The 23,763-nt window shown below is 58.2% G+C and carries 19 protein-coding genes; 8 read left to right on the top strand and 11 right to left on the bottom strand.

Translation table 11 applies throughout. The features are described from left to right. Positions 1-118 precede the first annotated feature (118 nt). Together bcp and ABRZ26_RS06600 are read right to left on the bottom strand one after the other, a co-directional pair. Complete coding sequence (gene bcp, locus ABRZ26_RS06605) at positions 119-586, bottom strand: thioredoxin-dependent thiol peroxidase (protein ID WP_319603465.1); 468 nt, start codon at positions 584-586, stop codon at positions 119-121. A gap of 2 nt (positions 587-588) precedes the next feature. Continuing rightward, positions 589-1,158, bottom strand: a complete 570-nt coding sequence (locus tag ABRZ26_RS06600; RefSeq protein WP_319603464.1) for a glycine cleavage system transcriptional repressor — start codon at positions 1,156-1,158, stop codon at positions 589-591. A gap of 364 nt (positions 1,159-1,522) precedes the next feature. Here ABRZ26_RS06600 and dapA point away from each other — a divergent pair, with 364 nt between their 5' ends. The 5 genes from dapA to ABRZ26_RS06575 all read left to right on the top strand — a co-directional run bounded on the left by dapA (position 1,523) and on the right by ABRZ26_RS06575 (position 7,126). Further along, positions 1,523-2,401, top strand: a complete 879-nt coding sequence (gene dapA / locus ABRZ26_RS06595; RefSeq protein ID WP_319603463.1) for a 4-hydroxy-tetrahydrodipicolinate synthase — start codon at positions 1,523-1,525, stop codon at positions 2,399-2,401. A 16-nt stretch (positions 2,402-2,417) separates the two neighbouring features. Beyond that, positions 2,418-3,452: an outer membrane protein assembly factor BamC gene (gene bamC, locus ABRZ26_RS06590; protein WP_319603462.1), complete on the top strand. Its 1,035-nt coding sequence runs from the start codon at positions 2,418-2,420 to the stop codon at positions 3,450-3,452. A 237-nt stretch (positions 3,453-3,689) separates the two neighbouring features. Next, complete coding sequence (gene purC / locus ABRZ26_RS06585) at positions 3,690-4,403, top strand: phosphoribosylaminoimidazolesuccinocarboxamide synthase (RefSeq protein ID WP_319603461.1); 714 nt, start codon at positions 3,690-3,692, stop codon at positions 4,401-4,403. A 171-nt stretch (positions 4,404-4,574) separates the two neighbouring features. Next, positions 4,575-5,027, top strand: coding sequence for a DUF441 domain-containing protein (locus ABRZ26_RS06580; RefSeq protein ID WP_319603460.1), 453 nt, complete (start codon positions 4,575-4,577; stop codon positions 5,025-5,027). Positions 5,028-5,038: 11 nt separating this feature from the next. Then, a complete protein-coding gene (locus tag ABRZ26_RS06575; RefSeq protein WP_319603459.1) occupies positions 5,039-7,126 on the top strand; it encodes a tRNA(Met) cytidine acetyltransferase TmcA in 2,088 nt (695 codons plus the stop codon). A gap of 1 nt (position 7,127) precedes the next feature. Here the strand turns inward: ABRZ26_RS06575 and trxA are convergent, their stop codons facing one another. From trxA to ABRZ26_RS06535, 8 genes are all read right to left on the bottom strand, one after another. Further along, positions 7,128-8,393 (bottom strand): thioredoxin, encoded by a 1,266-nt coding sequence (gene trxA, locus ABRZ26_RS06570; RefSeq protein WP_319603458.1) that lies wholly within the window; start codon positions 8,391-8,393, stop codon positions 7,128-7,130. A 49-nt stretch (positions 8,394-8,442) separates the two neighbouring features. Then, positions 8,443-9,888: a metalloprotease TldD gene (tldD, locus tag ABRZ26_RS06565; RefSeq protein WP_319603457.1), complete on the bottom strand. Its 1,446-nt coding sequence runs from the start codon at positions 9,886-9,888 to the stop codon at positions 8,443-8,445. A gap of 32 nt (positions 9,889-9,920) precedes the next feature. Continuing rightward, positions 9,921-11,288 carry a TldD/PmbA family protein gene (locus ABRZ26_RS06560; protein WP_319603456.1) on the bottom strand — a complete coding sequence of 456 codons (1,368 nt, stop codon included), beginning with the start codon at positions 11,286-11,288 and terminating at the stop codon, positions 9,921-9,923. A 491-nt stretch (positions 11,289-11,779) separates the two neighbouring features. After that, complete coding sequence (locus ABRZ26_RS06555) at positions 11,780-12,202, bottom strand: ExbD/TolR family protein (protein WP_319603455.1); 423 nt, start codon at positions 12,200-12,202, stop codon at positions 11,780-11,782. Between the two features lie 14 nt (positions 12,203-12,216). After that, on the bottom strand, positions 12,217-12,957 hold the full coding sequence (locus ABRZ26_RS06550) for a MotA/TolQ/ExbB proton channel family protein (protein ID WP_319603454.1): 741 nt from the start codon (positions 12,955-12,957) through the stop codon (positions 12,217-12,219). 89 nt (positions 12,958-13,046) lie between these two features. After that, positions 13,047-13,904: an energy transducer TonB gene (locus ABRZ26_RS06545; protein WP_319603453.1), complete on the bottom strand. Its 858-nt coding sequence runs from the start codon at positions 13,902-13,904 to the stop codon at positions 13,047-13,049. Between the two features lie 127 nt (positions 13,905-14,031). Beyond that, complete coding sequence (locus ABRZ26_RS06540) at positions 14,032-14,997, bottom strand: FecR family protein (RefSeq protein ID WP_319603452.1); 966 nt, start codon at positions 14,995-14,997, stop codon at positions 14,032-14,034. Between the two features lie 12 nt (positions 14,998-15,009). After that, entirely contained in the window at positions 15,010-15,528 is a 519-nt protein-coding gene (locus ABRZ26_RS06535; protein ID WP_319603451.1) for a sigma-70 family RNA polymerase sigma factor, read from the bottom strand. A gap of 448 nt (positions 15,529-15,976) precedes the next feature. On the opposite strand from ABRZ26_RS06535, the gene ABRZ26_RS06530 reads away from it, so the two are divergent. The 3 genes from ABRZ26_RS06530 (at position 15,977) to ABRZ26_RS06520 (ending at position 22,658) form a co-directional block, all read left to right on the top strand. Further along, a complete protein-coding gene (locus ABRZ26_RS06530; RefSeq protein ID WP_319603450.1) occupies positions 15,977-18,364 on the top strand; it encodes a TonB-dependent siderophore receptor in 2,388 nt (795 codons plus the stop codon). A 234-nt stretch (positions 18,365-18,598) separates the two neighbouring features. Next, complete coding sequence (locus tag ABRZ26_RS06525) at positions 18,599-20,410, top strand: ABC transporter ATP-binding protein/permease (protein WP_319603449.1); 1,812 nt, start codon at positions 18,599-18,601, stop codon at positions 20,408-20,410. Next, positions 20,322-22,658: a DPP IV N-terminal domain-containing protein gene (locus ABRZ26_RS06520; protein ID WP_319603448.1), complete on the top strand. Its 2,337-nt coding sequence runs from the start codon at positions 20,322-20,324 to the stop codon at positions 22,656-22,658. Before ABRZ26_RS06525 ends, ABRZ26_RS06520 begins: the two co-directional genes overlap by 89 nt. A 538-nt stretch (positions 22,659-23,196) precedes the next feature. Here ABRZ26_RS06520 and ABRZ26_RS06515 read toward each other — a convergent pair. Further along, positions 23,197-23,553, bottom strand: coding sequence for a hypothetical protein (locus ABRZ26_RS06515; RefSeq protein ID WP_319603447.1), 357 nt, complete (start codon positions 23,551-23,553; stop codon positions 23,197-23,199). Between the last annotated feature and the right edge of the window lie 210 nt (positions 23,554-23,763).

Here is a 23,763-nt window from a genome sequence, read left to right as displayed (position 1 = left end):
TGTACGGGAAAATCGTGGGGTGGAACGGGAATATCATCGGCCGGGCGCGCAGACGGCAAGACAGCGTAAACCGGCAACCTGGATAAAGTTGCCGGCGCTGCGGCTGGCGACCTGCGGCTCAGGCCGTTTTCAGGTAGTCCAATACGATGTCGTGGTGATTGCTGGTTTTAAAATCATCAAACACCTTGATGACTTTGCCCGTTTCATCAATCAGGAAGCTGATGCGATGGATGCCGTCATAGGTTTTCCCCATAAACGTCTTTTCGCCCCAGACGCCGAAGGCTTGTGAAACCTGATGATCTTCGTCGGACAGCAGGGTGAAATTCAATAACTCTTTTTCGACGAAGCGAGACAGTTTCTCTGGTTTGTCGGTGCTGATCCCCAGAACTTCAACGCCATATTTTTTGAGTTCGTCCATGTTGTCGCGCAGACCGCAGGCCTGGACGGTACATCCCGGCGTCATGGCTTTGGGGTAGAAATAGACCAACACCTTCTGTCCCTGGAAGTCGGTTAAATTTATTTGCTCGCCGTCCTGGTCGGGCAAGCTAAATTTCGGTGCGATATCACCGGCTTTCAGTGTATTCATCACTACTCTCCGTCTTTTTCTTCATGCTGTGGATAGTTTACGACGCTAATACTGCCTTGTGCGTGCAGTTCTGTACATAGCTGATAAAAGGCTGGCTCAATAATTGAACCATCCAACGCGGCAGGACTGTGCGCGGTGATTTGAATATATAACCGTGGCGGCTGATTCCCCTCGGCGGGTTGAGTTTTGGACACCAGTTCGGCGATATTCATCTGATGTGAATCAAGCAGATCGGTAAAACGCTCGATGATGTGCGGGGAGTCCGCCACATCCACTTTAACCCAAACCGTGGACGGCATCGGCGGCCGCGCCTGCGATTCCGTGCGTTTCATGACGATCAATAAATCCATCTCAGCCCCCTTCAGCGGCAGAGTGGATTCAATCTGCGTAATCGCGTTCCAACTGCCGGAAAGCAGCATGATGAACGTAAACTCTTCGCCCAGCATGGCAAGACGGCTATCTTCGATATTACAGCCGCAACTGCTGACGTGGCGGGTAATCGCGTTAACAATGCCGGGGCGGTCGGCCCCCACGGCGGTGATAACCAGATAGTGTTCTTGTGGCCTCGGCAAAATGATGCTTCCTGTGCTTTTTCCAGATAATCACATGGTAACCATAAAAAATTGCCGGGAGCAATTTTTAACGCCGCTTGCGGCGGCCCGCAGGGCGGCGGGCAGGGATAGCCCGCCGTAAAAAGTCGGGAGCAATTTTTAACGCCGCTTGCGGCGGCCCGCAGGGCGGCGGGCAGGGATAGCCCGCCGTAAAAAGCCGGGAGCAATTTTTAACGCCGCTGGATAAAAAACTCAGAAGCATTGTTAATGCTGCCGGCGGCATCATAAAAAAACCTGAGCCAGAGACCTACAATGCCGTTGCGCGCTTGCTTTTGCATAGAGGTCAAAAGTACCATGAAGAACTTGTTTGTGGAGGGAATGGCCAATGTTTACGGGAAGTATTGTTGCGCTGGTTACGCCGATGGACGCCAAAGGCGCCGTCGACCGGGCGAGCCTAAAAAAACTTATTGATTATCATGTTGCTAGCGGTACATCGGCGATTGTCTCCGTCGGAACGACGGGCGAATCCGCCACGCTGAGCCATGAAGAGCATGGCAATGTGGTCATGACGACGCTGGAACTGAGCGACGGTCGCATCCCGGTGATTGCCGGAACCGGCGCCAATGCCACGGCTGAGGGTATTTCACTGACCAAACGGTTCCACGATACCGGGGTCGTCGGTTGCCTGTCGGTAACGCCGTACTACAACAGACCCACCCAGGAAGGGTTGTATCAACACTTCAAAGCGATTGCCGAGCATACCGATCTGCCGCAAATCCTCTATAACGTACCTTCGCGCACCGGTTGCGATCTGCTGCCGGAAACCGTGGCGCGGTTGGCCGAAATTAAAAATATTGTCGCGATTAAAGAGGCGACGGGGAACTTAAGCCGGGTAAGTCAGATCCAAGAGCTGGTGAGTGAAGACTTCATCCTGCTGAGCGGCAATGACGATATCGGATTGGACTTTATGCAGCTCGGCGGTAAAGGGGTGATTTCCGTGACGGCGAACGTTGCCGCGCGTGAAATGGCTGAGCTTTGCAAGCTGGCGGCGCAAGGCAATTTTGTTGAAGCGCGCCGTTTAAATCAGCGCCTGATGCCGTTGCATCAGAAATTATTTGTTGAACCCAATCCTATTCCGGTGAAGTGGGCCTGTAAGGAATTGGGACTTGTGGCGACCGATACGCTTCGCCTGCCCATGACGCCGTTGACCGAGTCCGGTCAGACGGTGCTGGCGCGCGCATTGAAGCAAGCTGGTTTGCTGTAACCGTTAGGGAGATTTAATGACTGGTTCATTACAAAAGTCGATGGTGGCAAAAGTAGTCGGCATCTCGTTAGTGATGTTGTTGGCTGCATGTTCCAGCGATCAGCGCTATAAGCGTCAGGTGAGTGGCGATGAATCTTATTTGCAGACGCCCACGCAAAAAGCGTTGAACACGCCGTCCGGTATGATTTTACCGCTGCAAAACGGAGACTATGATGTACCGCCGGTGACGTTGAATGGCGCTGTCGGCAAAGCGCTGGATATTCGTCCTCCGTTGCAGCCATTGGCTTTGTTGAATGGTTCTCGCACCCAGATTTCAGGCAACACGGCAACGCTGTTCCTGGAAAGCAGCACACAAAACAGCCAGCTTTGGTCGCAGGTGGTTCGCGCGTTGCAAGATAATAATTTCGTTATCGCCAACCGTCAGGATGCCAACCAAACGCTGACGACGGACTGGATCACCTGGGCGCGTCAGGATGAGGATCTCCAATATCGGGGACGTTACCAGATAGCCGTGCAGCAGCAGGGTTATCAGACGCTGGTCGTGGTTACCCTGCTGGCGTTGGAGCAGCAGAACACGCCGATTACCGAGCCTGCTCAGGTTCAACGCTATACCGGGTTGATGCTGAATACGATTACCGAGTCATTGGACAGTCAGGCGACCGAACGTGAAAACGCGCTGGCGCATCGCACCAGCGGCTCGCTGGATGTACAGAGCGGGGCGGACGATACCGGCCTGCCGCTGTTGGTGGTGCGCGGACCTTATATTCTGGTATGGGATCGCTTGCCGGCCGCATTAAGCAAAATCGGTATGCAGATTGACGATCGCAGCCGTCCTCAGGGTTCCGTTTCCGTGACCTACAAGGCGCCGGGCAGCGGCGCGTGGGAAACGTTAGGCACCAAAGATCCTGAATTGCCCAACGGTAAGTATAAATTGCAGGTCGGCGATCTTGATAACCGCAGCAGTCTGCAATTTATCGACGCCAAAGGACATACGCTGAGTCAGTCGCAAAACGACGCGCTGGTGGCGGTATTCCAGGCGGCATTCAACTAGGTAACTTGCGAGGGTCGGATTATCCGACCCTTCTTCATTCAACAATATTAAACAATCGATACCCAAAATGACCGGGGTTGCAGCAAGGCGACGCGAGCGCATGCCGAAGCGTTTAACTCAGGCAAACGATTCGGTCGAGCGAGCGCTGTTGATAATGCGGCAACGTCAGGCAAGCAGGGGATGGGCGTTAAATTCTCGGGCCGTGTGCGGTTGGCCCTCATGTGTGGAGTAATAAAGATGCAAAAGCTAGCTGAGTTGTATCGTGGGAAGGCGAAAACCGTCTATACCACCGAAGATCCTGACCTGCTGGTGCTGGAGTTTCGTAATGATACGTCAGCGGGGGACGGTGCGCGCATCGAACAGTTTGATCGTAAGGGAATGGTGAATAACAAATTCAACCATTTCATCATGAGCAAACTGGAAGAAGCCGGGATCCCGACCCAAATGGTGAGCCTGCTTTCCGATAACGAAGTGCTGGTGAAAAAACTGGACATGGTGCCGGTAGAATGCGTGATCCGTAACCGAGCCGCCGGCTCATTGGTAAAACGTCTGGGCGTAGAGGAAGGGATCGTTCTCAATCCTCCGCTGTTTGATCTGTTCCTGAAAAATGACGCCCTGCACGATCCGATGGTCAACGAGTCTTATTGCAAAACCTTTGGCTGGGTGAACGAAAAGAATCTCGCGCGCATGAAGGAACTCAGCTACAAGGCGAATGAGGTGCTGAGCAAGCTGTTTGATGATGCCGGTCTGATCCTGGTGGATTTCAAACTGGAGTTCGGCTTGTTTAAGGGCGAAGTGGTGCTGGGCGATGAGTTCTCGCCGGACGGCAGCCGTCTGTGGGATAAAGCCACGCTGAATAAAATGGACAAAGACCGCTTCCGTCAAAGCCTCGGCGGCCTGATCGAAGCATACGAGGAAGTCGCAAACCGTCTTGGCATTAAATTAGACTAACGACGCAATCGTTTACGTTGCGGGTTGTCGGATGCAGGGCCGGTCCGACAACCATACTGTGCTCTTAGCCTTTCATCCTGCGCCGACTATTGATTAGTGCTATTATTGCCCGCCTTGGCGCAAGCCGCTCATTCATCATTTTCTTTTCTGTTATGTGGGCAAGGATTTTTCATGGCCTATTTTGATCCAACGCTGTTGATTCTGCTGGTTCTGGCCGGGCTGGGAATTATCAGTCACAACATGACCGTTACGCTGGCTATTCTGATTTTATTGGCGGTGCGCATTACTCCGCTGAATAACTACTTCCCATGGGTAGAAAAATACGGTCTGACGATTGGGGTTGTCATTCTCACCATTGGCGTGATGACGCCGATTGCCAGCGGGAAAATTACCGCCTCGGACGTCATTAACTCTTTTCTGAGTTGGAAATCGCTGCTGGCGATTGCCATTGGCGTACTGGTGTCCTGGCTGGGGGGGCGAGGCGTTTCCCTGATGAGCAACCAGCCTTCGGTGGTCGCCGGGCTGCTGGTCGGTACGGTTCTGGGCGTGGCGTTATTCCGCGGCGTGCCTGTCGGGCCGTTGATTGCCGCGGGTATCCTCTCTTTACTGATCGGCAAAACCTGATTGTCTTTGCCATGAGCGACCTCTTCTCCGATTTCGTCAACAGCCAGCGCCGACAGCGGCGCAGCCGCGTACGGCGTCTGATGGTGCTGAGCGGGGAACCCGACTGGTGTGAAATTCAGGCGTTGAGGCTGCGCCGTCAACTGGACGGCGATTGGCTGTGGATCGGTTCGCAAGCGCCGTCAGGCGTGACGTCGTTAGCCGCCGCTAAGGTGCGAACCTTGCTCGGGCGGGAGTTCACTCATGCGATATATGATGCCCGCCAGGGGCTGGACGTGGAAGCCTGGGCGATGCTGGCTGGCACGCTGCGCGCCGGAAGCTGGCTGATCCTGCTGGCGCCTGAATGGCAATCGTGGGCGAATCGGCCGGATGAGGACAGCCTGCGTTGGAGTGAACGGCCCCAGCCGATCCCCACGCCTCATTTTGTCCGCCATCTTCAGCGGCATTTGCTGGCGGATGATGAAGTCGTCGTCTGGCGTCAGAGCGAGACGCCGGCAATCAGCCCGCTGCGTTCGCGGCCTGAGCGGCAGCCCGCCGACGGCGAGCCGACGGTTCGGCAACGGCATCTCTTACAGCAGCTCGGCGCGGCATCGCCGGGCGTTTATGTGGTTATTGCGCCGCGCGGCCGGGGCAAGTCGGCGCTGGCCGGCATGTTGACCCGAGACTGCGCGGGAACCTGCTGGGCTGCCGCGCCGTCCCGCGCAGCTTCGGACGTACTGCAACGGCATGCCCGCGACGATACCCGCTTCTGGGCGCCCGATGCGTTGCTGGAACATTGCCGACTCAATCCGCGCCCCGCGGTTGACTGGTTATTGATCGATGAAGCGGCGGCGATCCCTTCTTCGGTGCTGACGGCGCTGCTGCCCTATTTTCCGCGTATTTTGATGACCACCACCGTACAGGGATATGAAGGCACCGGACGCGGTTTCCTGCTCAAGTTTTGCGCCTCGCTGCCGCAATGCCGGGTTTTTACCCTCAGTGAGCCGCTACGCTGGGCCGACGACGATCCGCTGGAGCGCGTGCTGGATAATGCGCTGCTGTTTGCGGAACCCGGCCTGATAGCGAACGAGGGCCAGCCGGCGCCCACAGGCGCCGCCCCCGAGCCGCGTGAAGAAAGCGCCGCCGACTGGTTGCGGCGGCCGCAGCGTTTACAGCAATGCTATGCGTTGTTATGCAGCGCGCACTACCGTACCTCGCCCCTTGATTTACGTCGCTTGCTGGATGCGCCCGGCATGCATATTTACAGCGCCAATATTTCCGATGAGCCGTGCGGCGTGCTGTGGATGGTGGATGAAGGGGGCTTATCCCGTGAACTGGCGCATCAGGTCTGGGCCGGACGCCGCCGTCCGCGCGGCAATCTGGTAGCGCAATCGCTGGCCGCGCACGGCGGGCAATGGAACGCGCCGACGCTGCGTTCGCGCCGCGTCAGCCGTATCGCCGTCGCTGCCGCCTGGCGACGACGAGGCCTCGGTCAGACGTTGGTCGACTATCAACGACGCGCGGCGCAATCCCAGGGGTTGGATTACCTGTCGGTCAGTTTCGGCTACCAGCCGGATCTGTGGGCCTTCTGGCGTTCATGCGGTTTTCAACTGGCGCGGATCGGCAGCCATCTTGAGGCCAGCAGCGGCTGTTACAGCGCGATGGCGTTATTGCCCCTGAGTGCCGAAGGTTATTCACTGGTCGAGCAGGCGACCCGGCAACTGGCGCGGGATTGGTTCTGGCTGCGTCGTCTTATTCCGCTGGCCTTGCCTGTAGCGTTGAACGACGATAACGAGCTGGAACAGGAAGACTGGCGTGCGCTGGCGGGATTTGCATTCGCTCACCGGCCGATGGAGGCGAGTTTCGCCGCGCTGTCCCGGCTGGTTTCCCGTTCCTCCCTGGCATTGCCGGCATTGCGTTTGCTGGTGGAACAAGCGACCGATCCGGCATCGGCGGCGAAAATCCTCGGTCTGGCGGGGAAAAAGGCGCTATTGCAACGCTGGCGCGAGGAGACGGCGGCGGCATTGCATGACCAGGATCCGCTCGCCAGCCTGCATTGGCGAAATTGGGCGCAGGCGGACGATGACGTTACATTCCCCACGGCGGGGGATGCATCGGCGTGATTCACTCCAGCGGGGGGCGAAAGCGCGGCGCGTTATGGAGCAGCGACCACCATTGTTCCTCCAGCGGCGCTATGAGCGTTGCCAGATGTGACGAGTAGTGGCGATAGAACGCCGCTTCTTTGGCGGCGAATGGCGAATTTTCCTCCAGCCAGCGGGCGCGTAATTCGACGATTTGCTTATCCGTCAGTTGGTTTCCTTCAGCGGCCGCTTCCTGCGCTTTGAACCATGCAAGACGTCGCGCGGGGGTAGCCCGCTCCTCATGGCTCCAGCCCGCCTGAATTTGCGCCAGCTGCGCCAGCGCAAAACCGAGCTGTATGCTAATGGCGCGCCAGCTTTGCGCGTCGGCGGCATCCGGCGGCGGAGAAAGCAGGGCGAGCAGGGCGGCGATATATTTTTCCAACTCCTGATCGTCGTCGGCGTTTTGCAGCAATGCCGTCGCCTGTTGATGCAGCGCCGCCCAGTCGGTTTCCGCCACCGGCGTGCCGGCAAGATGCCTGCCGACGTACGCCAGCCATTGACGGCGCAGATCATCCAGCGCCGGTTGTGCCAGCCACGCCGCCCACGGATAAAAGCTGTCGCCCAGCCACATGTGCAGCCAACGTAACGGCACGTCCCCGACATCCTTGCCGGGAAGCAGGGCGTTCGCCAGCGCATCCACCTGCGCCGGCGTGGCGGCGGGTAAATTCTCCAGCAGGCAGGCGATGGCGGCGGGCAGGCCGGTAACCCGTTCGAAGACTTCAATCTGCGCGCTGTGCGCCAGCGCCGCCGAGGTTGTGCCTTTATCATCCAGCCAGTAGGGAGAGAACGCCTTTTCGATGCGACCGTCCGCGGCATGCCGCCGCAGGCGCTGAAACAGGAATTCGTGCAGCGACGGGTCGCCGTAGAATGCTCCCCAGCGCAGGGGGGCATTGGCGGTCGGCGGGGCATGCTGCTCCAGGGCGATCTGGTGTGACGCCAGCCATCCCCGTAGCTGAGCCAGCGTTTTCATGCCGATTTGCCGCGAGATTTCTTCTCCGTTGCGGAACAGCAGTAGGGTGGGAATGCTGCGTACGCCAAAGCGCCGCATCACCGCCGGGTATTGTTCGACATCCAGTTTCGCCACGGTCAGCTTCTGGGCGGCGTTTTCGGCCAGCGTCTCCAGCAGCGGCGCCAGCGTTTTGCAGGGCTGGCACCAGGGCGCCCACAGATCGAGCAATATCGGCGTGTCGCTATTATTGAGCAAGGTATCCAGCGATGCGTCGCTGGTGGTGATAATGACGTCGGACATGGTATCTCCATACAGAAAAGGGGCTAAAATCGCTGACGCAGCATGGGCATTATTGCGAGCCGCCCACCGTCATGTTGTCGATGCGCAACGTGGGTTGACCGACGCTGACCGGCAGAGTCTGGCCTTCCTTGCTACAGGTGATATTGCCGTCATCCAACGCCAGATTATTGCCGACCATCGACACGTGCAGCAGCGCCTCCGGCCCGTGGCCGATCAGCGTCGCCCCCTTCACCGGGCGGGTAATTTTCCCATTTTCAATCAGATAGGCTTCGGTGGTTGCAAACACATACTTACCGCTGCTGATATCGACCTGTCCGCCGCCAAAGCCGGCGGCATACAGCCCGTTTTTTACCGAGGCGATAATCTCGTCGGCGGGATATTGTCCCGCCAGCATATAGGTGTTGGTCATGCGCGGCAGCGGCAGCGAGGCGTAGGAGGCCCGGCGGGCGTTGCCCGTCAGCGCGGCGTTCATCAGCCGGGCATTCAGGCTGTCCTGCAAGTAGCCGCGCAGCAGACCGTCTTCAATCAGCGTGGTGGTCTGGGTGGGGGTGCCTTCGTCATCCACATGGAGCGAACCGCGGCGCGAGGCCAGCGTACCGTCATCCACCACGGTAATGCCTTTGGCCGCAACGCGTTCTCCCAGCAGGTTGGAAAATGCCGAGCTGCCTTTACGGTTGAAATCTCCTTCCAGTCCGTGGCCGATGGCTTCATGCAGCAGGATGCCGGGAGAGCCTGCCCCCAGCACCACGCTGTAGGTTCCCGCGGGGGCGGGAGCGGCGTCCAGATTATTCAGCGCCTGATCGACGGCCTGGCGTACCCACTGCGCCACGCTTTCATCGTCGAAGAAACGGTAGTCGAGGCGTCGGCCCCCGCCGCTGGAGCCGGTTTCTCTACGGCCCTGCTGTTCCACCACCACGCTGATAAATAGATTGACCAGCGGACGCGCATCGGCGGCCAGTTTGCCGTCGTGGCGGGCGATAATCACGGTTTCATGCGCGGCGTTAAGATACGCGGAGACCTGCGTCACGCGCGGATCGCGGGCTCTGGCCTGACGATCGATGGAGGTCAGCAACTGGTGCTTGTGCTGCTCGGTGAGGGAGGTCAGTGGATTGTCCGCCGGATAAAGCGGCGCGGCGCCGTGCGGCAGCGCCGCGGGCAGCGCAACGCTGGCGTGTTGCCCCTGACGGGTAATGTCCCTGACCGTATCGGCCGCCTGCAACAAGGCGCCGGCGGAAATGTCATTGCTATAGGAGAAGGCGGTTTTTTCGCCGCTGACGGCGCGAACGCCCACGCCGCGATCGCGGCTGAAGCCGGTCGGACGGACAATGCCGTTTTCCAATTGCCAGCTCTCCTGCTGGCGGCTCTGGAAATAGAGGTCGGCGTAGTCCACCCGGCGCTGCATAATATGGCTCAGGGCGTGACTGAGATCGGTTGTCTCCAGTGAAAACTCGCTCAGTGCGGGAGAAAGCGAAGCATCCGTAGCGTGCGTTACCATTCTGATTATCCTGTTGCTGTAAAGGGGCGGAGTTACCGGCCGGCGATCTGCATCTCTGCAATCAGCAGCGATCCGCACGTCAGGTAGCCCTGGGTGTGCGCATCGGCGCCCAGCGCGACGCACTGCCGCAGCATGGTTTTCAGGTTGCCGGCGATGGTGATCTCCTCCACCGGGTACTGAATTTCGCCGTTTTCCACCCAGAAGCCGGATACCCCTTGCGAGTAGTCGCCGGTCATCGGATTCAGGCCCTGTCCCAGCAGCGTGGTGACCAGCAGCCCGTTATGCATGTTGCGCAGCAGGACGGGCAGGGTATCGTCGGGACGGCTCAGGCTGCTGGCGACGCTGAGGTTGCAGGCGCCGCCCGCGTTGCCGGTGGTGATCAGCCCCAGCCGACGCGCGCTATAGCTGGAGAGAAAGTAGCCCTGCGCCACCCCGTCCTCAATCACATGGCGCGCCGAGGCCGCCACGCCTTCTGCGTCGAAACAGGCGCTGGCCGGCGCGCCGGGAATAAACGGGTCTTCATACAGGCTCAGATGGGGGGCGATAATGCTTTCCCCGGCGCACAGCCCCAAAAAGGAGGCGGAGCGGTACAGCGATCCGCCGCTCAGCGCGTTAACCAGATGATGAATCAGACTGTGCGCCGCCGGCGCTTCAAACAGCACCGGGCAGCGCCGGGTGGCGAGTTTTTGCGCCCCCAACTGCGCCAGCGCCCGCTCGGCGGCGATGCGGCCGATGGTTTCCGGCTGAACCAGCTGAGCGGGAGCGCGTCGGGTCAGGCTCCAGTGGCCCCGTTGCCGCTGGTCGGCGTTGCGCGCCAGCGCCTGACTCCACAGGGTATGGCTGGAGGAGGGATAACCCGCGCAGAATCCGCTGGAGTTGGCCAGAATAAACTGCCCCTGATACGACGCGATCGCCGCGCTTTCGTTGTGACAGTCTCCGGGCGCGGTTTCATTGGCCGCCTGCTCGGCCCGCCGCGCCAGTGCCAGCGCCTGTTCGACGCTCAGCGCCTCGGCGTCATACAGCTCGAGATCGCGGATATCGGTCGCCAGCCGGTGTTGGTCCGGCAGTCCGCCGTAGGGATCTTCATCGCCATATTTTGCCAGCGTACAGGCGGATTCCACCGCTTCCCGCAGCGCATCCGGACTGAACTGGGTCGACGAGACGGAGCCTGAACGCAGGCCGAAGTAGACCGTAACCGACAGGTGCCGGCCGTGATTTTGCGTCAGGGTGTCGATATCGCCGTTTCTGATCTTGATATTGCGGCGGCTGCCCTGGGAGACGTAGACCGCGGTTTGCGTCGCGCCTTTGGCGCCGGCCAGCGTCAGGATCTGTTCGGCCGCTGATTGCAGCGCTTCGGTCTGAGGGGCATCAACCGAGGGCGTTGGGTGAAGAGAAAACATCGTTCAATATCCGAATAAGATAGGGTTCTATCTGGTATGTGCAATCCGGCGGATAAAGTGTCACCCGCGGATGGGATTTTCTTTGCCAATGGGGGAGGAGCTAAACTCCCTCCCCTGTGACTGTCTCTTAGTCACATTTTTATGCGGACTCAGAGGCAGTTTCGTGCGCCACAATGCCGCCATTTCCATGCTACGTCGTAGCACGCGCCCGACATAGGGGGCTCAAGCGCCAGCCCCCTATGAACCTGGGCTTGCGGCTAAATTATGCCGCTGCGCGGTGCCATCGGTGTTCTTGACCGCTATTCGAGCCGCCAGTGACGCGTTCCCGACGCGGCACTGGCTTTCGCCGCATCCATGCGGCTCACTCGGCGGCCAAGTCCACCGCTGCATAATTTTTTACGCCGCGTAACAACCAACCCCGTCAGCACTCCCGTATTTGTGTATAAGAGACAGCCCCTGTGAAGGGGAGGGTTGGGGTGGGGTCAGAAAGCTCAGGGATTTTTAACCGGCTGCAACACAAAATCAATTTTGCTCAGGCCGCGCTGCTGGGCGGTAGTCATCACGTAGGCCACCCGGCCGTACTCCACCGCCTGGTCGGCGGACAGCCGGATATTGGGACGGGTTTCCTGCGCGGCGGCGCTGTCCAGCCGCTCGGCGAGCTGGGCGTCGTCCACGGCTTCCTTATTCCAGTTGATCTGCCCGTCGGCGGTAATCGCGATATCCACCGCCTGCGGATCCTTCTTGATTTTCTCCACGTTGGCCCGCGGCAATTCCACTTTTACCGCGTGATTGATCACCGGCAAGGTAATCATAAACACAATCAGCAGCACCAGCATCACGTCGATAAACGGCGTCATATTGATGTCGTTGAGCAGCGCGTCGTCCTGATTTTCAAATGGAGATGACATACTCATGGCGATTTTCCTCGTCAGGCGGAGCGTTCAACCGCGGCGGCAGGGCGGCCCTGAGCGTCCGGCGTAGCGTCGGCGCTCGACGCGTCGACGCGGGCGCCGGTAAGCAAATAGGCGTGGAGATCGTGGGCGAACCGATTCATGGCATGCAGCACCACGCGGTTGCGGCGATTGATGGCGTTAAACCCCAATACGGCGGGGATGGCGACAAACAGGCCGAAGGCGGTCATGATCAGCGCTTCGCCCACCGGACCCGCCACCTGCGCCAGGTCGGGCTGACCGATGGAACTGATGGTTTGCAGCGCATGGAAGATGCCCCATACCGTTCCCAGCAGGCCGATAAACGGCGCCGTGCTGCCGATGGACGCCAGCGTACCCAATCCCGACTGCAACTTTCCGGCGTTGGTATCCAGCGTATTGCTTAATCCCCTCACCAGCCAGTCGCTGAGATCGACGTGGCCGCCCAGCGTCGAAGAGAACTTGTGCGGGTGCTTCAGCAAGGCATGTCCCTCGATAACCAGGTCGCGAAACGGGTTAAAGCCGGCGCCGCCGAACGGTTGCAGGCTTTCCTGCAATGTCGATGCCTGCCAGAACGCATGCCGGCTGTAATTCACGCTTTTGTTCAGCGCCAGCAATTGCAGCGCCTTCAACAGCATCACTGTCCAGGAAAGCAGGGACATCACCAGCAGGATAATCGCCACGGAGTGGGTTACCGCATCGCCCTGTTGCCAAAAATGGTAAATATCTAACGTGTTCATGTGTTACCTCTTATCAATAAACCTTCATCCAGACGCCGTCGGACGGAGGGCGAACGTTTTGCCGCCGGCGTGCGTTTGTCTGTCGACTGTTAACGCGATAGCTTGAAATTCACCGGTTGCAGCGTCATCACGCTAATCGCCTGGCCGTTTTCGCGGTATGGGGTGCAACGCGCCTGCGCCACCGCGGACATTGCAGCCTGATCCAGCGCTTCATATCCGCTGCCGCGGGCGATTTCATGCCTGATTAAACGGCCCTCCGGACCGATCACCAGACGAATCAGCACTTCTCCTTCCTGTTGCAGACGCCGGGCGCGACGCGGGTATTCCGGCTGCGGCACGGCACATCCCACCGAAGCGACATTCTTGGGGATCGCCCCCGGGTTGTTCTCCATCATGTTGCCTCTGCTATTGCCGGGCGCCAGCTCTGCGGCGGTCGTCGGTGAGGTCGACGCCGGCGCCGACGGCCGCTCGGTACGGGCGGCAGGCTGAGGTTGCGTAACGGTTTTCGGCTGTACCGGTCGCGGCTTAACCTGCGGTTTGGGCGGCGTTTTTACTTCGCGTTTAACCGGCGGCGGCAACGGTTCAGGCGGTGCCGGCTGTTGTTCCACCACGGGCGCAATCTCGCGTTCGCCCTGATCCGACGTCAGCACCGGCGGTTCGGGCGTGACCTCAGCTACCGGTTCCGGCTCCGGTTCTTCAACCAGGGCGGCCTGAATGGTGACGCTTTCCGCGGGATTGACCAGATTGAGCGGCGTATATTCCGTTGTTCGGGTGATAAGCAGCGCGATGGCCGCCGTATGCAGCAATAACACCGCCAGAAAACTGATAACGGCTTTTTTGCCTTCTCCCCGGCGCGGCGTGTTTATATCGTGATGTGGCGCGGGCTTGCCGTATTGCCATGAGGAGTGAGCGGCTCCGACGCGCTGTTTCAATAATGCCTGTTGCACCTACTACCCCTGCTGTTGCTGCTTTGTCGGTGATCGATTAAGCGAGAACGCTATGCCCTCTATCAGTTATGTGCGGCGAAACGGAAAAAGCGTCACCGGCGGACGTGAATTTTTTCTCCGCCCTCCGTCAGAGACTGGCCTGGCGAATATGTATCCAGTAATCCGAGGTGTGTACGATGGCGATGGGCATGGTTTGCGCCAATGCGTCCAGCGTGTAGTTGATGTCGTCCAGCGGGAAGTTTCCGCTGACGCGCAAATCGGCGACGGCGGGGTCCAGACGGATGATGCCGGGCGTGTAATCGCGTAGCGAACGGACGACGGAAGCCAGCGAACGATCGCGCACTTCCAGCCGGCCTTGCAGCCAGGCGGTTTCCGCTTCGGGGGTAATGGCGATGTTATAGAGCGAGGCGTGATCAAACCAGGCGCCGTGGCCGGCGTTAATCCGTACGCTTTGACCGAGCCGGTTAGTGATTTTGGCGATATTATCCAGTACGCCGACGTGTACGCCGCCGTCCTCATAACGCACATTCACGTTGGCCTGCAACGCCACGATGTCGCCCATAGTGGTGGAAATCATAAACGGACGTTGAGGATCCTGCGCAATATTGGCCAGCATGCCGCCGCTGTGCAGCGTAATCCGCCGCACTTCGGCTTCGGGACGCACATGGATATCCACGGCGGTGCGGGCGTTCAGGGTTAGCGTGCTGCCGTCATTCAAAGGCAGCACTTTCCGCTGCGCGGTGGCGGTTTTCGCATCGGACAAGAGCGGCGACAGCGGATAGTGCCGGTTTAGCAACAGGCTGCTCAGGGTGAAGACGGAAATCATGCCCAGACCGTATTGCAGCGCTTTGCGGCGGCTGGAAGGCGCCAGCAACGCCTGGCGGATCGGCTCATGGGGAAGCGCCTCAAGCAGCGGCTGGAATTGTCCCAACGTCTGTTCAATACGCCGGCAGGCCTGCTCGTGCCGCGCATTCTCCCGCCGCCAGCGCTGGTAATCGTCATAGTCGGTTCGGGTTGCTTCACCCGAGCGCAACAGCACCATCCATTCAATCGCTTGCCGGGCGACCGGGTCATCAATATGTTGTCTGGCCATGATGCTCATCGGTTAATTTCCGCTATCCTGCGTCGCCAGATAGCAATTGGTTAGCGCTTTAGCGATATATTTCCTGACCATGCTGACGGAAACGCCCAGTTTTTCGGCAATGTCGGCATAGGTCATGCCGTCCAACTGGCTATAGAGAAAGGCCTGTCTTGCCTTGATGGATAAGCCTTCCAGCGCCTGATCGATGGTGAGCAGCGCTTCCATCAGCAACTGCTGTTCTTCCGGCGAGGGATGGTAAAGCTCCGGCTTGTTGGCCAGAGCGGCGAAATAGGCTTTTTCCAGATCGCGCTTGCGCCAGTTTTCATACAGCACGCGTTTGGCCAGGGTGGTCAGCATGGCGCGCGGTTCCTGCACGCTGGCCAGATCGGGCAGCGAAGCCAGCCTTAAAAACGCCTCTGAGGCGACGTCTTCCGCTTCGCAGCCATAGGCGATACGACGGCGGAGCCGGTCGGTAAGCCAACGATAATCGCTGCGAAAGATCAACGAAAGTAGATCAGGTTTTTTACCAGCCTCAGTGAGCATGGGCATCCTCAAGCGCGTGAACCATAAGCAAAAATCATTCTGTTTGAGCCGGGGGTAACCCAAAAGCACAAAACAAAGAACCAGGCATTTTTTAAGAGATGCAAAGATTCCGTTCGCTTTTTGTAAGACAAAATGACAGCGAGTTAAACGACGATTTTCTTATATGTTTATTTAGAATTGTTATTTTGAAGCTTGAACGATAAAGAAAAATAAATGATTCATCTTGTGATTAGTCAGCGCGCCGCTAATGAAGTTGGGGAAGGGCATAACCGGGATTCACCGTGCGGTGAAAATAAAAATAATGGGAATCAAACAAATAATAAAGGAATAATATCTTATACCAAAAAATCTTTATTTTTATTGTCGCTTTTTTCTCGTCGATGCACAGAACAGATGAAGAGCAAAAAAATGCGGTAGCCAGCAACTGTTACAATTGACGAGGATTAAAATGAGCAAGCAGCAAAACTATTTCAATACAGCGGGGTTGGGGTTTAAAAAACGTTTATTCTTCACCAGACTGTTTACCATTAATGCCGCCACCGCATTGATATTAAGTACCGCGGCGATCCCCATGACGGCGCAGGCCGCGGATCAAGCTATTACGTTTTCCATCCCGGCGGGTGACTTACAAAAAGGGTTATTGGCCGTCGCCAATCAAAGTAATCAGACCATCTCTTTTAATCCGGCGCTGGTGGCGAATTATCAGGCCCCCGCGCTGAACGGCAGCTACACCACGCGTCAGGCGATATTGCGCCTGTTGCAGGGCAGCCCGCTGTTATTGACCTCGACGGATAACGGCACGCTGACCATTGTTTCATCGCAGGGCAACAGCGTCGCCGCCGCCCAGGCGAATGATAAAACCTTGCCGGCCATTACCGTAACCGGCGCCGGCGAAGATGAATTCGTTCTCAATCCCGGCGATTCCTCTTCCGCGCTGCGCGTTAATACGCCGTTGCAGCAGACGGCGCAGTCGGTGCAGGTGATCAGCAGCAAGCTGATTAATGACCGCCAGGCCACCTCGCTGGAGGAGGCGTTGAAAAATTCCGCCGGCGTGAGTGCGATTCGCAACAACCGCGGGACGCTAACCTATTGGATGCGCGGCTACGGCGTGACCTCCGGCCTGACGGATGGGGTGGCCGGCTCCGGCAATGCGGGGGTGGGGCAGGGGACGTCCATTGAAGGCGTCGAGCGTATTGAGGTCATCAAGGGGCCGCAGTCCGTGCTGTCGGGCAGCAGCTCGCCCGCCGGAACCATCAATCTGGTGCGCAAGAAGCCGGTCACCGAGCCGCTGCGCCGGGTGAAAGTGGAGGCGGCGCGCTACGGGGAGTTCAAGACGGCTATCGATCTCGGGGGCGCGCTCACCGACGATAAGGCCTTTAGCTATCGGCTCAATGCGTCCACCATGAAATCCAATTCCGCTTTCCCGGACTTTAACGGCAATCATGGCGACTATCTGGCGCCGGCGCTGGCCTGGCAAGGGGATTCCACCCGTATTCTTATCGGCGCCGAATTTAACAAGGAGAGAAACTCCGGCCCGGCCGGCACCTTCTACAGCAACGGAAGGGTGCAGAAGCTGCCGGTATATCGTCTGGGCGACAAGGACGACCACTTCAAGACTAAAACCACGAATGCCTATTACGACTTGCAACAGGATCTGTTCGGTAGCTGGACGTTTAACAGCAAGGCCAATTTCCAGAGCACCTCCGGCCAGGCAAAAATGAATGAAACGCTGATCATTGAGGCCGATGGCGATAAACTCAGTCATCCTCTGGCCAATAAATACACCGATCAGTCCTGGAATCTGCAAAACGACGTCCGCGGCGTGATCGAAACCGGCCCGGTGAAGCAGACGTTGTTGATCGGACACGACTATCAGTATGAGCGCTATAACAGCTATGACGGCCGTTTCATCCTGTTGAGCAACGGCAACGTCTTCGATCCGGATTCGCTGGTGTACGGCGGCATCGGCGAACCGGACTATCGCGTCAGCCGCAGCAAGATGATTCAGAGCGGGATCCTGTTGCAGGACTCGATCGATTTATGGGAGCGGCTGCATGTTCAGGTCTCCTTAAAGCGCTCCAGTTGGAATAACACCTATCTGACCACCAGCGGCGTGGTCAGCTACACCACCGACAAATGGATCCCCAACTACGGCGTCAGCTACGATATCACGCCGGATGTGACGGTGTATGCCAACTATCTCAACAGCTTCAGCGGCAATGCGCAGGTTAACCGTCAGACCGGGGAAGTGCTGCCGCCGGCCACCGGCAAGTCGAAGGAGATCGGCCTGAAGGTAAACCTGCTGGACGATAACCTGACGCTGACCACCGCGCTGTTCGATATTCGCCAGAATAACGTGGTTGTGTTCAACAACGGCATCGCGGTCGGAGCCGAGGGGCGGCAGAGCAAAGGTTTCGACGTCGACCTGAACGGCACTCTGTTACCGGGCTGGGAAGTGAGCGGCAGCTACACCTATTCGGAAAAGAAAACGCCGAACAGCAGCTTCTGGAATACCTTCAACGATACGCCGCGCCATACCGCCAATCTATGGACCTCTTATGAGATTCAGAGCGGCCGGTTGCAGGGCGCGGGGGCATCCGTGGGTATCAGCGGCACCTCGAAAACGTCCAGAAACGGCACCATCGGCAACTACTTCACCATCGGCAGCCAGGCGCAAACCGACGTATCGGTATTTTATCGCCAGCCTGACTGGTCGCTGCGGCTGGGGGTGGATAACGTCTTCGATCGCGATCTCTATTACTCCACCTCCACAGACAGCTATGTGGGAGTGAAAGAAGGACGGACCTGGCGTCTGACCGGCACCTATTCGTTCTGATCGCCGCGCAGGGTTGCCGACAAACCCACTGCGGAATAGTCATCCCCGCGCAGGCGGGGATCTACTTTCAGGTAGTGCGTTGATATCAGTCATTCCCGCCTGCGCGGGAATGACTGATTGGGATTCGCTATAACGTATGACATTGATTTAAAAACTATGTCGCCGCGGGCGGCTACATCAGGCGCGTCGGCGGATGCTTGACCGACGCGCGATCGGATACGGGTATCAAAGTCATTGAAACAACGTGATGAAAGTCATCTTCGACCGGGCATCCGGCAGATTTTGCTGCCTTACTGGCGCTCATCGGATAACTATCTGGCGCTGATATTGCTGGCGATTATCATCGCCATCATGCTAGGCAACGCCTACCTCCATGTGGAAGTAAACCGTATCACCGGCAGATTCACCGATGCGCTGATTGCGCTGGACTGGCGGCAGATTAAGCCGCTGTTCGTGCTCAATTTCATTTTCGGGCTGGGGGCGATGCTGCTGCCGGAAATCAGCGTTATCTTTAACCACTATCTGGCGCTGCGCTGGCGCACCTGGTTAACTTTACGCTATCTCCGGCGCTGGACGGGAACGCCGGCGTATTACCGGCTGGAGCGGGACGGCATGCTGACCAATACCGATCAGCGCATCGCCGACGACGTCAGCGAACTGGTGGGGGCGTCGCTGAATTTTTTCCTCAGCCTGGTCTCGGTGGTTATCAACACGGCGACCTACACCGTACTGTTGTGGTCGGTGGCCGGCACCCTGCGCTTCAGCGCGTTGGGCGGTGAATGGGCGATTCCCGGCCATATGGTTTATGCCGCGTTTATCTGCGCCTTTCTGCAACTGTATATTTCCCACTGGCTGGGCAACTCATTGATCGGTTTGAATATGCAGCAACAGAACGCCGAGGGCGACTTCCGTTTTCTGGCGATGCAGGTACGGGAAAACGCGGAGCAGATCGCATTTTATCAGGGCGGCGGGCGGGAAGGACAGCGCCTGGCGCAGCGTTTCCATCTGCTGCGGGAAAACGCGCTGGCCATCATCCGCCGCAGCTTTGCCGTGTCGCTGGGCCAGAGCACCTTTTCCCATTTCGTTTCGCCATTGCCGACGCTGCTGACGTTGCCGCAGCTGCTGCGCGGCGAGATCAGTTTCGGCGATCTGACGCGCATCCAGATGGCCTACGGCTCCCTGCGTTCCACGTTGAGCTATTTTATGCAGGCCTATGAAGCCTTTACCCGCTGGCTGGCGCTGACCAACCGGCTGCGCGATCTGGAACAGGCGCTGAATCAATCCGATCGCGCGCCATCGGCTATTCGTCTGCGGGAGAGCGACGCGCCGGGGTTCGACTGCCGGCGGCTGCGCCTGACCACCCCTGAAGGCAAGGAACTGACCACGGTGGAGCAATGGCGGGTATTGCCCGGCGAACGCTGGCTGATTGACGGCCCCTCGGGCGTAGGAAAAAGCACCCTGCTGCGCGCCTGCGCTGGGCTGTGGTCGTACGGCGAGGGCGAGATCGTCCGTGCGGCCGCCGGTCGTTTCCTGTTCCTGCCGCAGAAAAGCTATATCCCGAGCGGCACGCTGAAGGCGGCGCTCTGTTATCCCCATGATGAAGCCGATTTTAGCGATGAGCAGTGCCGACAGGCGCTGACGCAGAGCTGTTTGCCGCAGGCGATTAGCCTGTTGAGCGCCAGCGATCGCTGGCAACAGCGGCTCTCCGGCGGCGAACAGCAGCGATTGGCGCTGGCCAGAGCGCTATTGCATCGGCCGGACTTTATTTTTCTGGATGAGGCGACCAGCGCGCTTGATGCGGACACCGAACGGCAGGTTTATCAGGCGCTACTGGCTGGCCTGCCGGGCAGCGCTATCGTCAGCGTGGCGCACCGCGACGCATTGGCGGCCTTTCATTCGCATCGGTTGCATTTGACATCCGGCATGGTTACACAGCAAGAACAGGATGAGGTAGAGCGTGATAGGAGCGAACCGTTATCTGAAGGGGAGAGGCATCGGGACGATGGTCGCCCTGATGGGATTGGCGATGTCTGCCGCAGCGAATAACGCGGCGCCCGGCCCGGAGGATTATCGGCGCGCGCAGGGACTGGCGGAACATTACCGCCAGTTGGCGCACCACTATCCGGGGCGGATGAGCTGGCAGCCCGATAGCCAGGGATTTTTTTATCGCCGCAGCGTGGCGGCCGGTAATGGCCGGCCCGCCGGGCATGAGTTTATGTGGGTGGATGTGGCGAACCTGCGGCAGCGTCCTGCTTTCGATCATGCTCGTCTGGCGCGGGCCTTAAACCCGCTGCTGGCGGCGCCGGCGACCGCCACCTCGCTGCCTTTGGCGCAGGTGGATTATTCGGCGGCGGAAAATGCGCTGTTTATCCCTCAGGGAAGGCGATTGCTGCGCTGCGATCTGGAGCATTACCGCTGCCGGGTGCAGGCGGATCTGTCCGTTTCCCGCGCCGAAGCGTTCGCCCGGCCCGGCCCGCGGGGACGGATATCGCCCGACGGCGAATGGGAGGCATTGATCGAGAATCACAATCTGGTATTGATCGACAAAGCGCGCGGTCTGCGGATATCGCTCACGCGCGACGGCACGCAGGAAGAGGAGTATGCGCAGGAGACGTTGAGCTGGTCGCCGGATAGCTCAAAGCTGGCGCTGTATCGCATTCAACGGGCGGAGAAACGCCGGGTGCATTACGTTGAATCTTCGCCCGCCGACCAGGTGCAGCCCAAATATCGATCCCTTTCCTATCCCAAACCCGGCGATGCGCTGGATATATCCCAGCCAGTGCTGGTGGACATAGCTTCACGCAGCATAACGCCCATTGATTCGTCGCTTTTCCCGCAGCCTTTTATGCTCACTTCGCCGGCGTGGCGGCTGGATAGCCGGGCGTTTACCTTCGAATACAACCAGCGCGGACATCAGCGATACCGGGTTATTGAAGTGGATGCCGAAACGGGGAAAGCCCGCCCGCTTATCGATGAAACCTCGGAAACCTTTATTGATTACGCGGAGCTGACCGGTCTGGCGACCGGCAGCGGTAAGCGTTTTCGCCGTGATTTATCAGATGGTAAAGAGATTATCTGGGCGTCCGAACGCAGCGGATGGCAGCATCTTTATTTATATGACGGGGTGACGGGGAAAGTGAAAAACCCCATCACCCAGGGCGACTGGGTGGTGCGCGCCGTTCACTGGGTGGATGAAAAGCAGCGGGTGATTTACTTCAGCGCGTCGGGGATGACGAAAGATGACGATCCCTACTATATGTACGGCTACAAAATCGGCTTCGACGGCGGCGGGCTGACCAGGCTGAGCGCGGAAACGGCGAATCACACGCTGAACTTCTCGCCTGACGGCAAGTTTTATGTCGATACCTATTCCCGCTACGATCTTCCGCCGGTCACCGTGCTTTACCGCAGCGCCGATAATCGCCGGCTTATGGAGGTGAACCGCGCCGATATCGGCCGTCTGAAAATGGCGGGCTGGCGTCCGCCCATTCCGTTCCGGGCGGCGGGACGGGATGGCGAAACGGCGATTTGGGGATTGATTTATCCGCCGCGTTATCTTAAGGCCGCCAATAAATATCCGGTGGTGGAGAGTATCTATGCCGGGCCGCACGGTTCCTTCGTGCCCAAGGATTTCTCCTTTCTCCCGGAGCCGTTGACCGAGTTGGGTTTTGCGGTGGCGAAAATCGACGGCATGGGCACCAATAACCGTTCGCGCGCCTTTCATGATGTGGCCTGGCGCAATCTGCAAGACGCGGGATTTCCCGACCGCATTTTGTGGCACCGGGCGGCGGCGCAACGCCTGCCCTGGTACGATATTTCCCGCGGCGTGGGGATTATCGGCGTATCCGCCGGCGGTCAGAGCGCCATGGCCGCGCTGCTGTTTCATCCCGAATTCTATAAGGTGGCGGTAGCCGACTCCGGCAGCCATGATAACCGGATGGATAAAAACTGGTGGAACGAGCAGTGGATGGGCTGGCCGCTGGGGCCGTGGTATGCGGCGGCGTCCAATGTTGAAAACGCCTGGCGTCTACAGGGCAAGCTGCTGCTGATGGTGGGGGAGCTGGATGATAACGTCGACCCGTCGAGCACCTTGCAGGTGGCGGATCGGCTGATTAAAGCCGGTAAGGAGTTCGATCTGTTCTACGTGCCGGGCGGCGGTCACGGCGTCAGCGGCGGTGCCTACGGGCAGCGCAAGGCGCTGGATTTTTTCGTGCGCCATCTGGCGGGCGGCAAAACGCCGGACTGGAATGTTCCTCGGAAGGTGCCTGCGGCGCCTGGGGCTGTTGCGCATTAGGCTTTGGGTTGCCCGCAAATTTGGGGAAAGAATTTCTGTAAGCACAGTGTGGGTTTCGTGCGCACTAACCTCAGTCGATTTCTGCGACCGTCGCAGTACGCGCCCGACACGAGGCGGCTCAGTCGCCGCCGCCCCGTGGCCCCGGGCTTTTCGCGGAAATCGCGTCGCTACGCGATACCTTCGGCGTTCGTGACCGCTGGTCGGGCCGCCATTGACGCGCTCCCGGCGCGGCACTGGCTTTCGCGGCGGTCCCTGCCGCTCACCCGGCGGTCACGCCCACCTCAGCGCGATTTTTTACGCGAAGGAAAACCTTTAAAAGACCGCGTCCTGCGATCTAAGACAATCTATCAAATAATGCTTAATTATTTTCCAGGGATCCCTCACCTATTAGAAATTGCATTGAGCTTACATATACCGTTAACAGTAAATGTGACTAAGAGACAGCATCCATTAGGGGGGCAATATCGGCGTTGCCGGCGATTTGCACCGGCAATGTTTACTCACTGTGGGGGCTTTCTTGAAATTGGCATAGCCAACATCATCGGTTCGGTTGTATCGGCCGTCTTTTCAACGTCGTCAGGGCGATCGCGACGCCTGCCAGGGTGATGCCGCCGACGATGATGGCTTTTAGGTAAACCGGGGATTCATGGAATAGGATAACGGTAAGGGTGGTGCCGATAAAGGATGAAATGACGAAGGCGATGGCCACGTATAAACTGGACTTATCGATTCTTCTTTTAAAAATAAATTTTATAACGGCGAAAACAGTGATGATGCCCGCCAGCGAACCAATAATTTGCGCGGCGCTGGCATACTGATTAGCGTTAGAAGCAAGGTATATAACCGCTAAAACGATAACGGCGGCAACGGCGATTAACGGGATGGTTTTTTTCATGGCTCGATTCCCTTTTTCAACTGCGCACGGTATTTCCCTGGTGCTATGGGATAATGATTTTTAATGCCTGAAACAGCTTTATTTCTAACATATCGGCGAAAGGTAAACTATTTCATCCGGCAAAATAAAACGTCTTAGAATATATAAAAAGATGATATGCCCAATAAAGCGGACTCCCCGTAGCGGGATAAAAACACGCGGGGGAAAATA

Origin of the sequence: Brenneria sp. L4-2C, from assembly GCF_040240335.1 — a bacterium.
In the GTDB taxonomy this organism is placed as follows: domain Bacteria; phylum Pseudomonadota; class Gammaproteobacteria; order Enterobacterales; family Enterobacteriaceae; genus Brenneria.
This window is presented reverse-complemented; position numbering and strand designations above follow the sequence as displayed.

What these genes read in the sequence shown, in the direction of transcription:
- bcp (WP_319603465.1), bottom strand. Translation starts at nt 586, where the DNA reads ATGAATACACTGAAAGCCGGTGATATCGCACCGAAATTTAGCTTGCCC.
- dapA (WP_319603463.1), top strand. Translation starts at nt 1,523, where the DNA reads ATGTTTACGGGAAGTATTGTTGCGCTGGTTACGCCGATGGACGCCAAA.
- bamC (WP_319603462.1), top strand. Translation starts at nt 2,418, where the DNA reads ATGACTGGTTCATTACAAAAGTCGATGGTGGCAAAAGTAGTCGGCATC.
- purC (WP_319603461.1), top strand. Translation starts at nt 3,690, where the DNA reads ATGCAAAAGCTAGCTGAGTTGTATCGTGGGAAGGCGAAAACCGTCTAT.
- ABRZ26_RS06580 (WP_319603460.1), top strand. Translation starts at nt 4,575, where the DNA reads ATGGCCTATTTTGATCCAACGCTGTTGATTCTGCTGGTTCTGGCCGGG.
- ABRZ26_RS06575 (WP_319603459.1), top strand. Translation starts at nt 5,039, where the DNA reads ATGAGCGACCTCTTCTCCGATTTCGTCAACAGCCAGCGCCGACAGCGG.
- trxA (WP_319603458.1), bottom strand. Translation starts at nt 8,393, where the DNA reads ATGTCCGACGTCATTATCACCACCAGCGACGCATCGCTGGATACCTTG.
- tldD (WP_319603457.1), bottom strand. Translation starts at nt 9,888, where the DNA reads ATGGTAACGCACGCTACGGATGCTTCGCTTTCTCCCGCACTGAGCGAG.
- ABRZ26_RS06560 (WP_319603456.1), bottom strand. Translation starts at nt 11,288, where the DNA reads ATGTTTTCTCTTCACCCAACGCCCTCGGTTGATGCCCCTCAGACCGAA.
- ABRZ26_RS06555 (WP_319603455.1), bottom strand. Translation starts at nt 12,202, where the DNA reads ATGAGTATGTCATCTCCATTTGAAAATCAGGACGACGCGCTGCTCAAC.
- ABRZ26_RS06550 (WP_319603454.1), bottom strand. Translation starts at nt 12,957, where the DNA reads ATGAACACGTTAGATATTTACCATTTTTGGCAACAGGGCGATGCGGTA.
- ABRZ26_RS06540 (WP_319603452.1), bottom strand. Translation starts at nt 14,997, where the DNA reads ATGGCCAGACAACATATTGATGACCCGGTCGCCCGGCAAGCGATTGAA.
- ABRZ26_RS06535 (WP_319603451.1), bottom strand. Translation starts at nt 15,528, where the DNA reads ATGCTCACTGAGGCTGGTAAAAAACCTGATCTACTTTCGTTGATCTTT.
- ABRZ26_RS06530 (WP_319603450.1), top strand. Translation starts at nt 15,977, where the DNA reads ATGAGCAAGCAGCAAAACTATTTCAATACAGCGGGGTTGGGGTTTAAA.
- ABRZ26_RS06515 (WP_319603447.1), bottom strand. Translation starts at nt 23,553, where the DNA reads ATGAAAAAAACCATCCCGTTAATCGCCGTTGCCGCCGTTATCGTTTTA.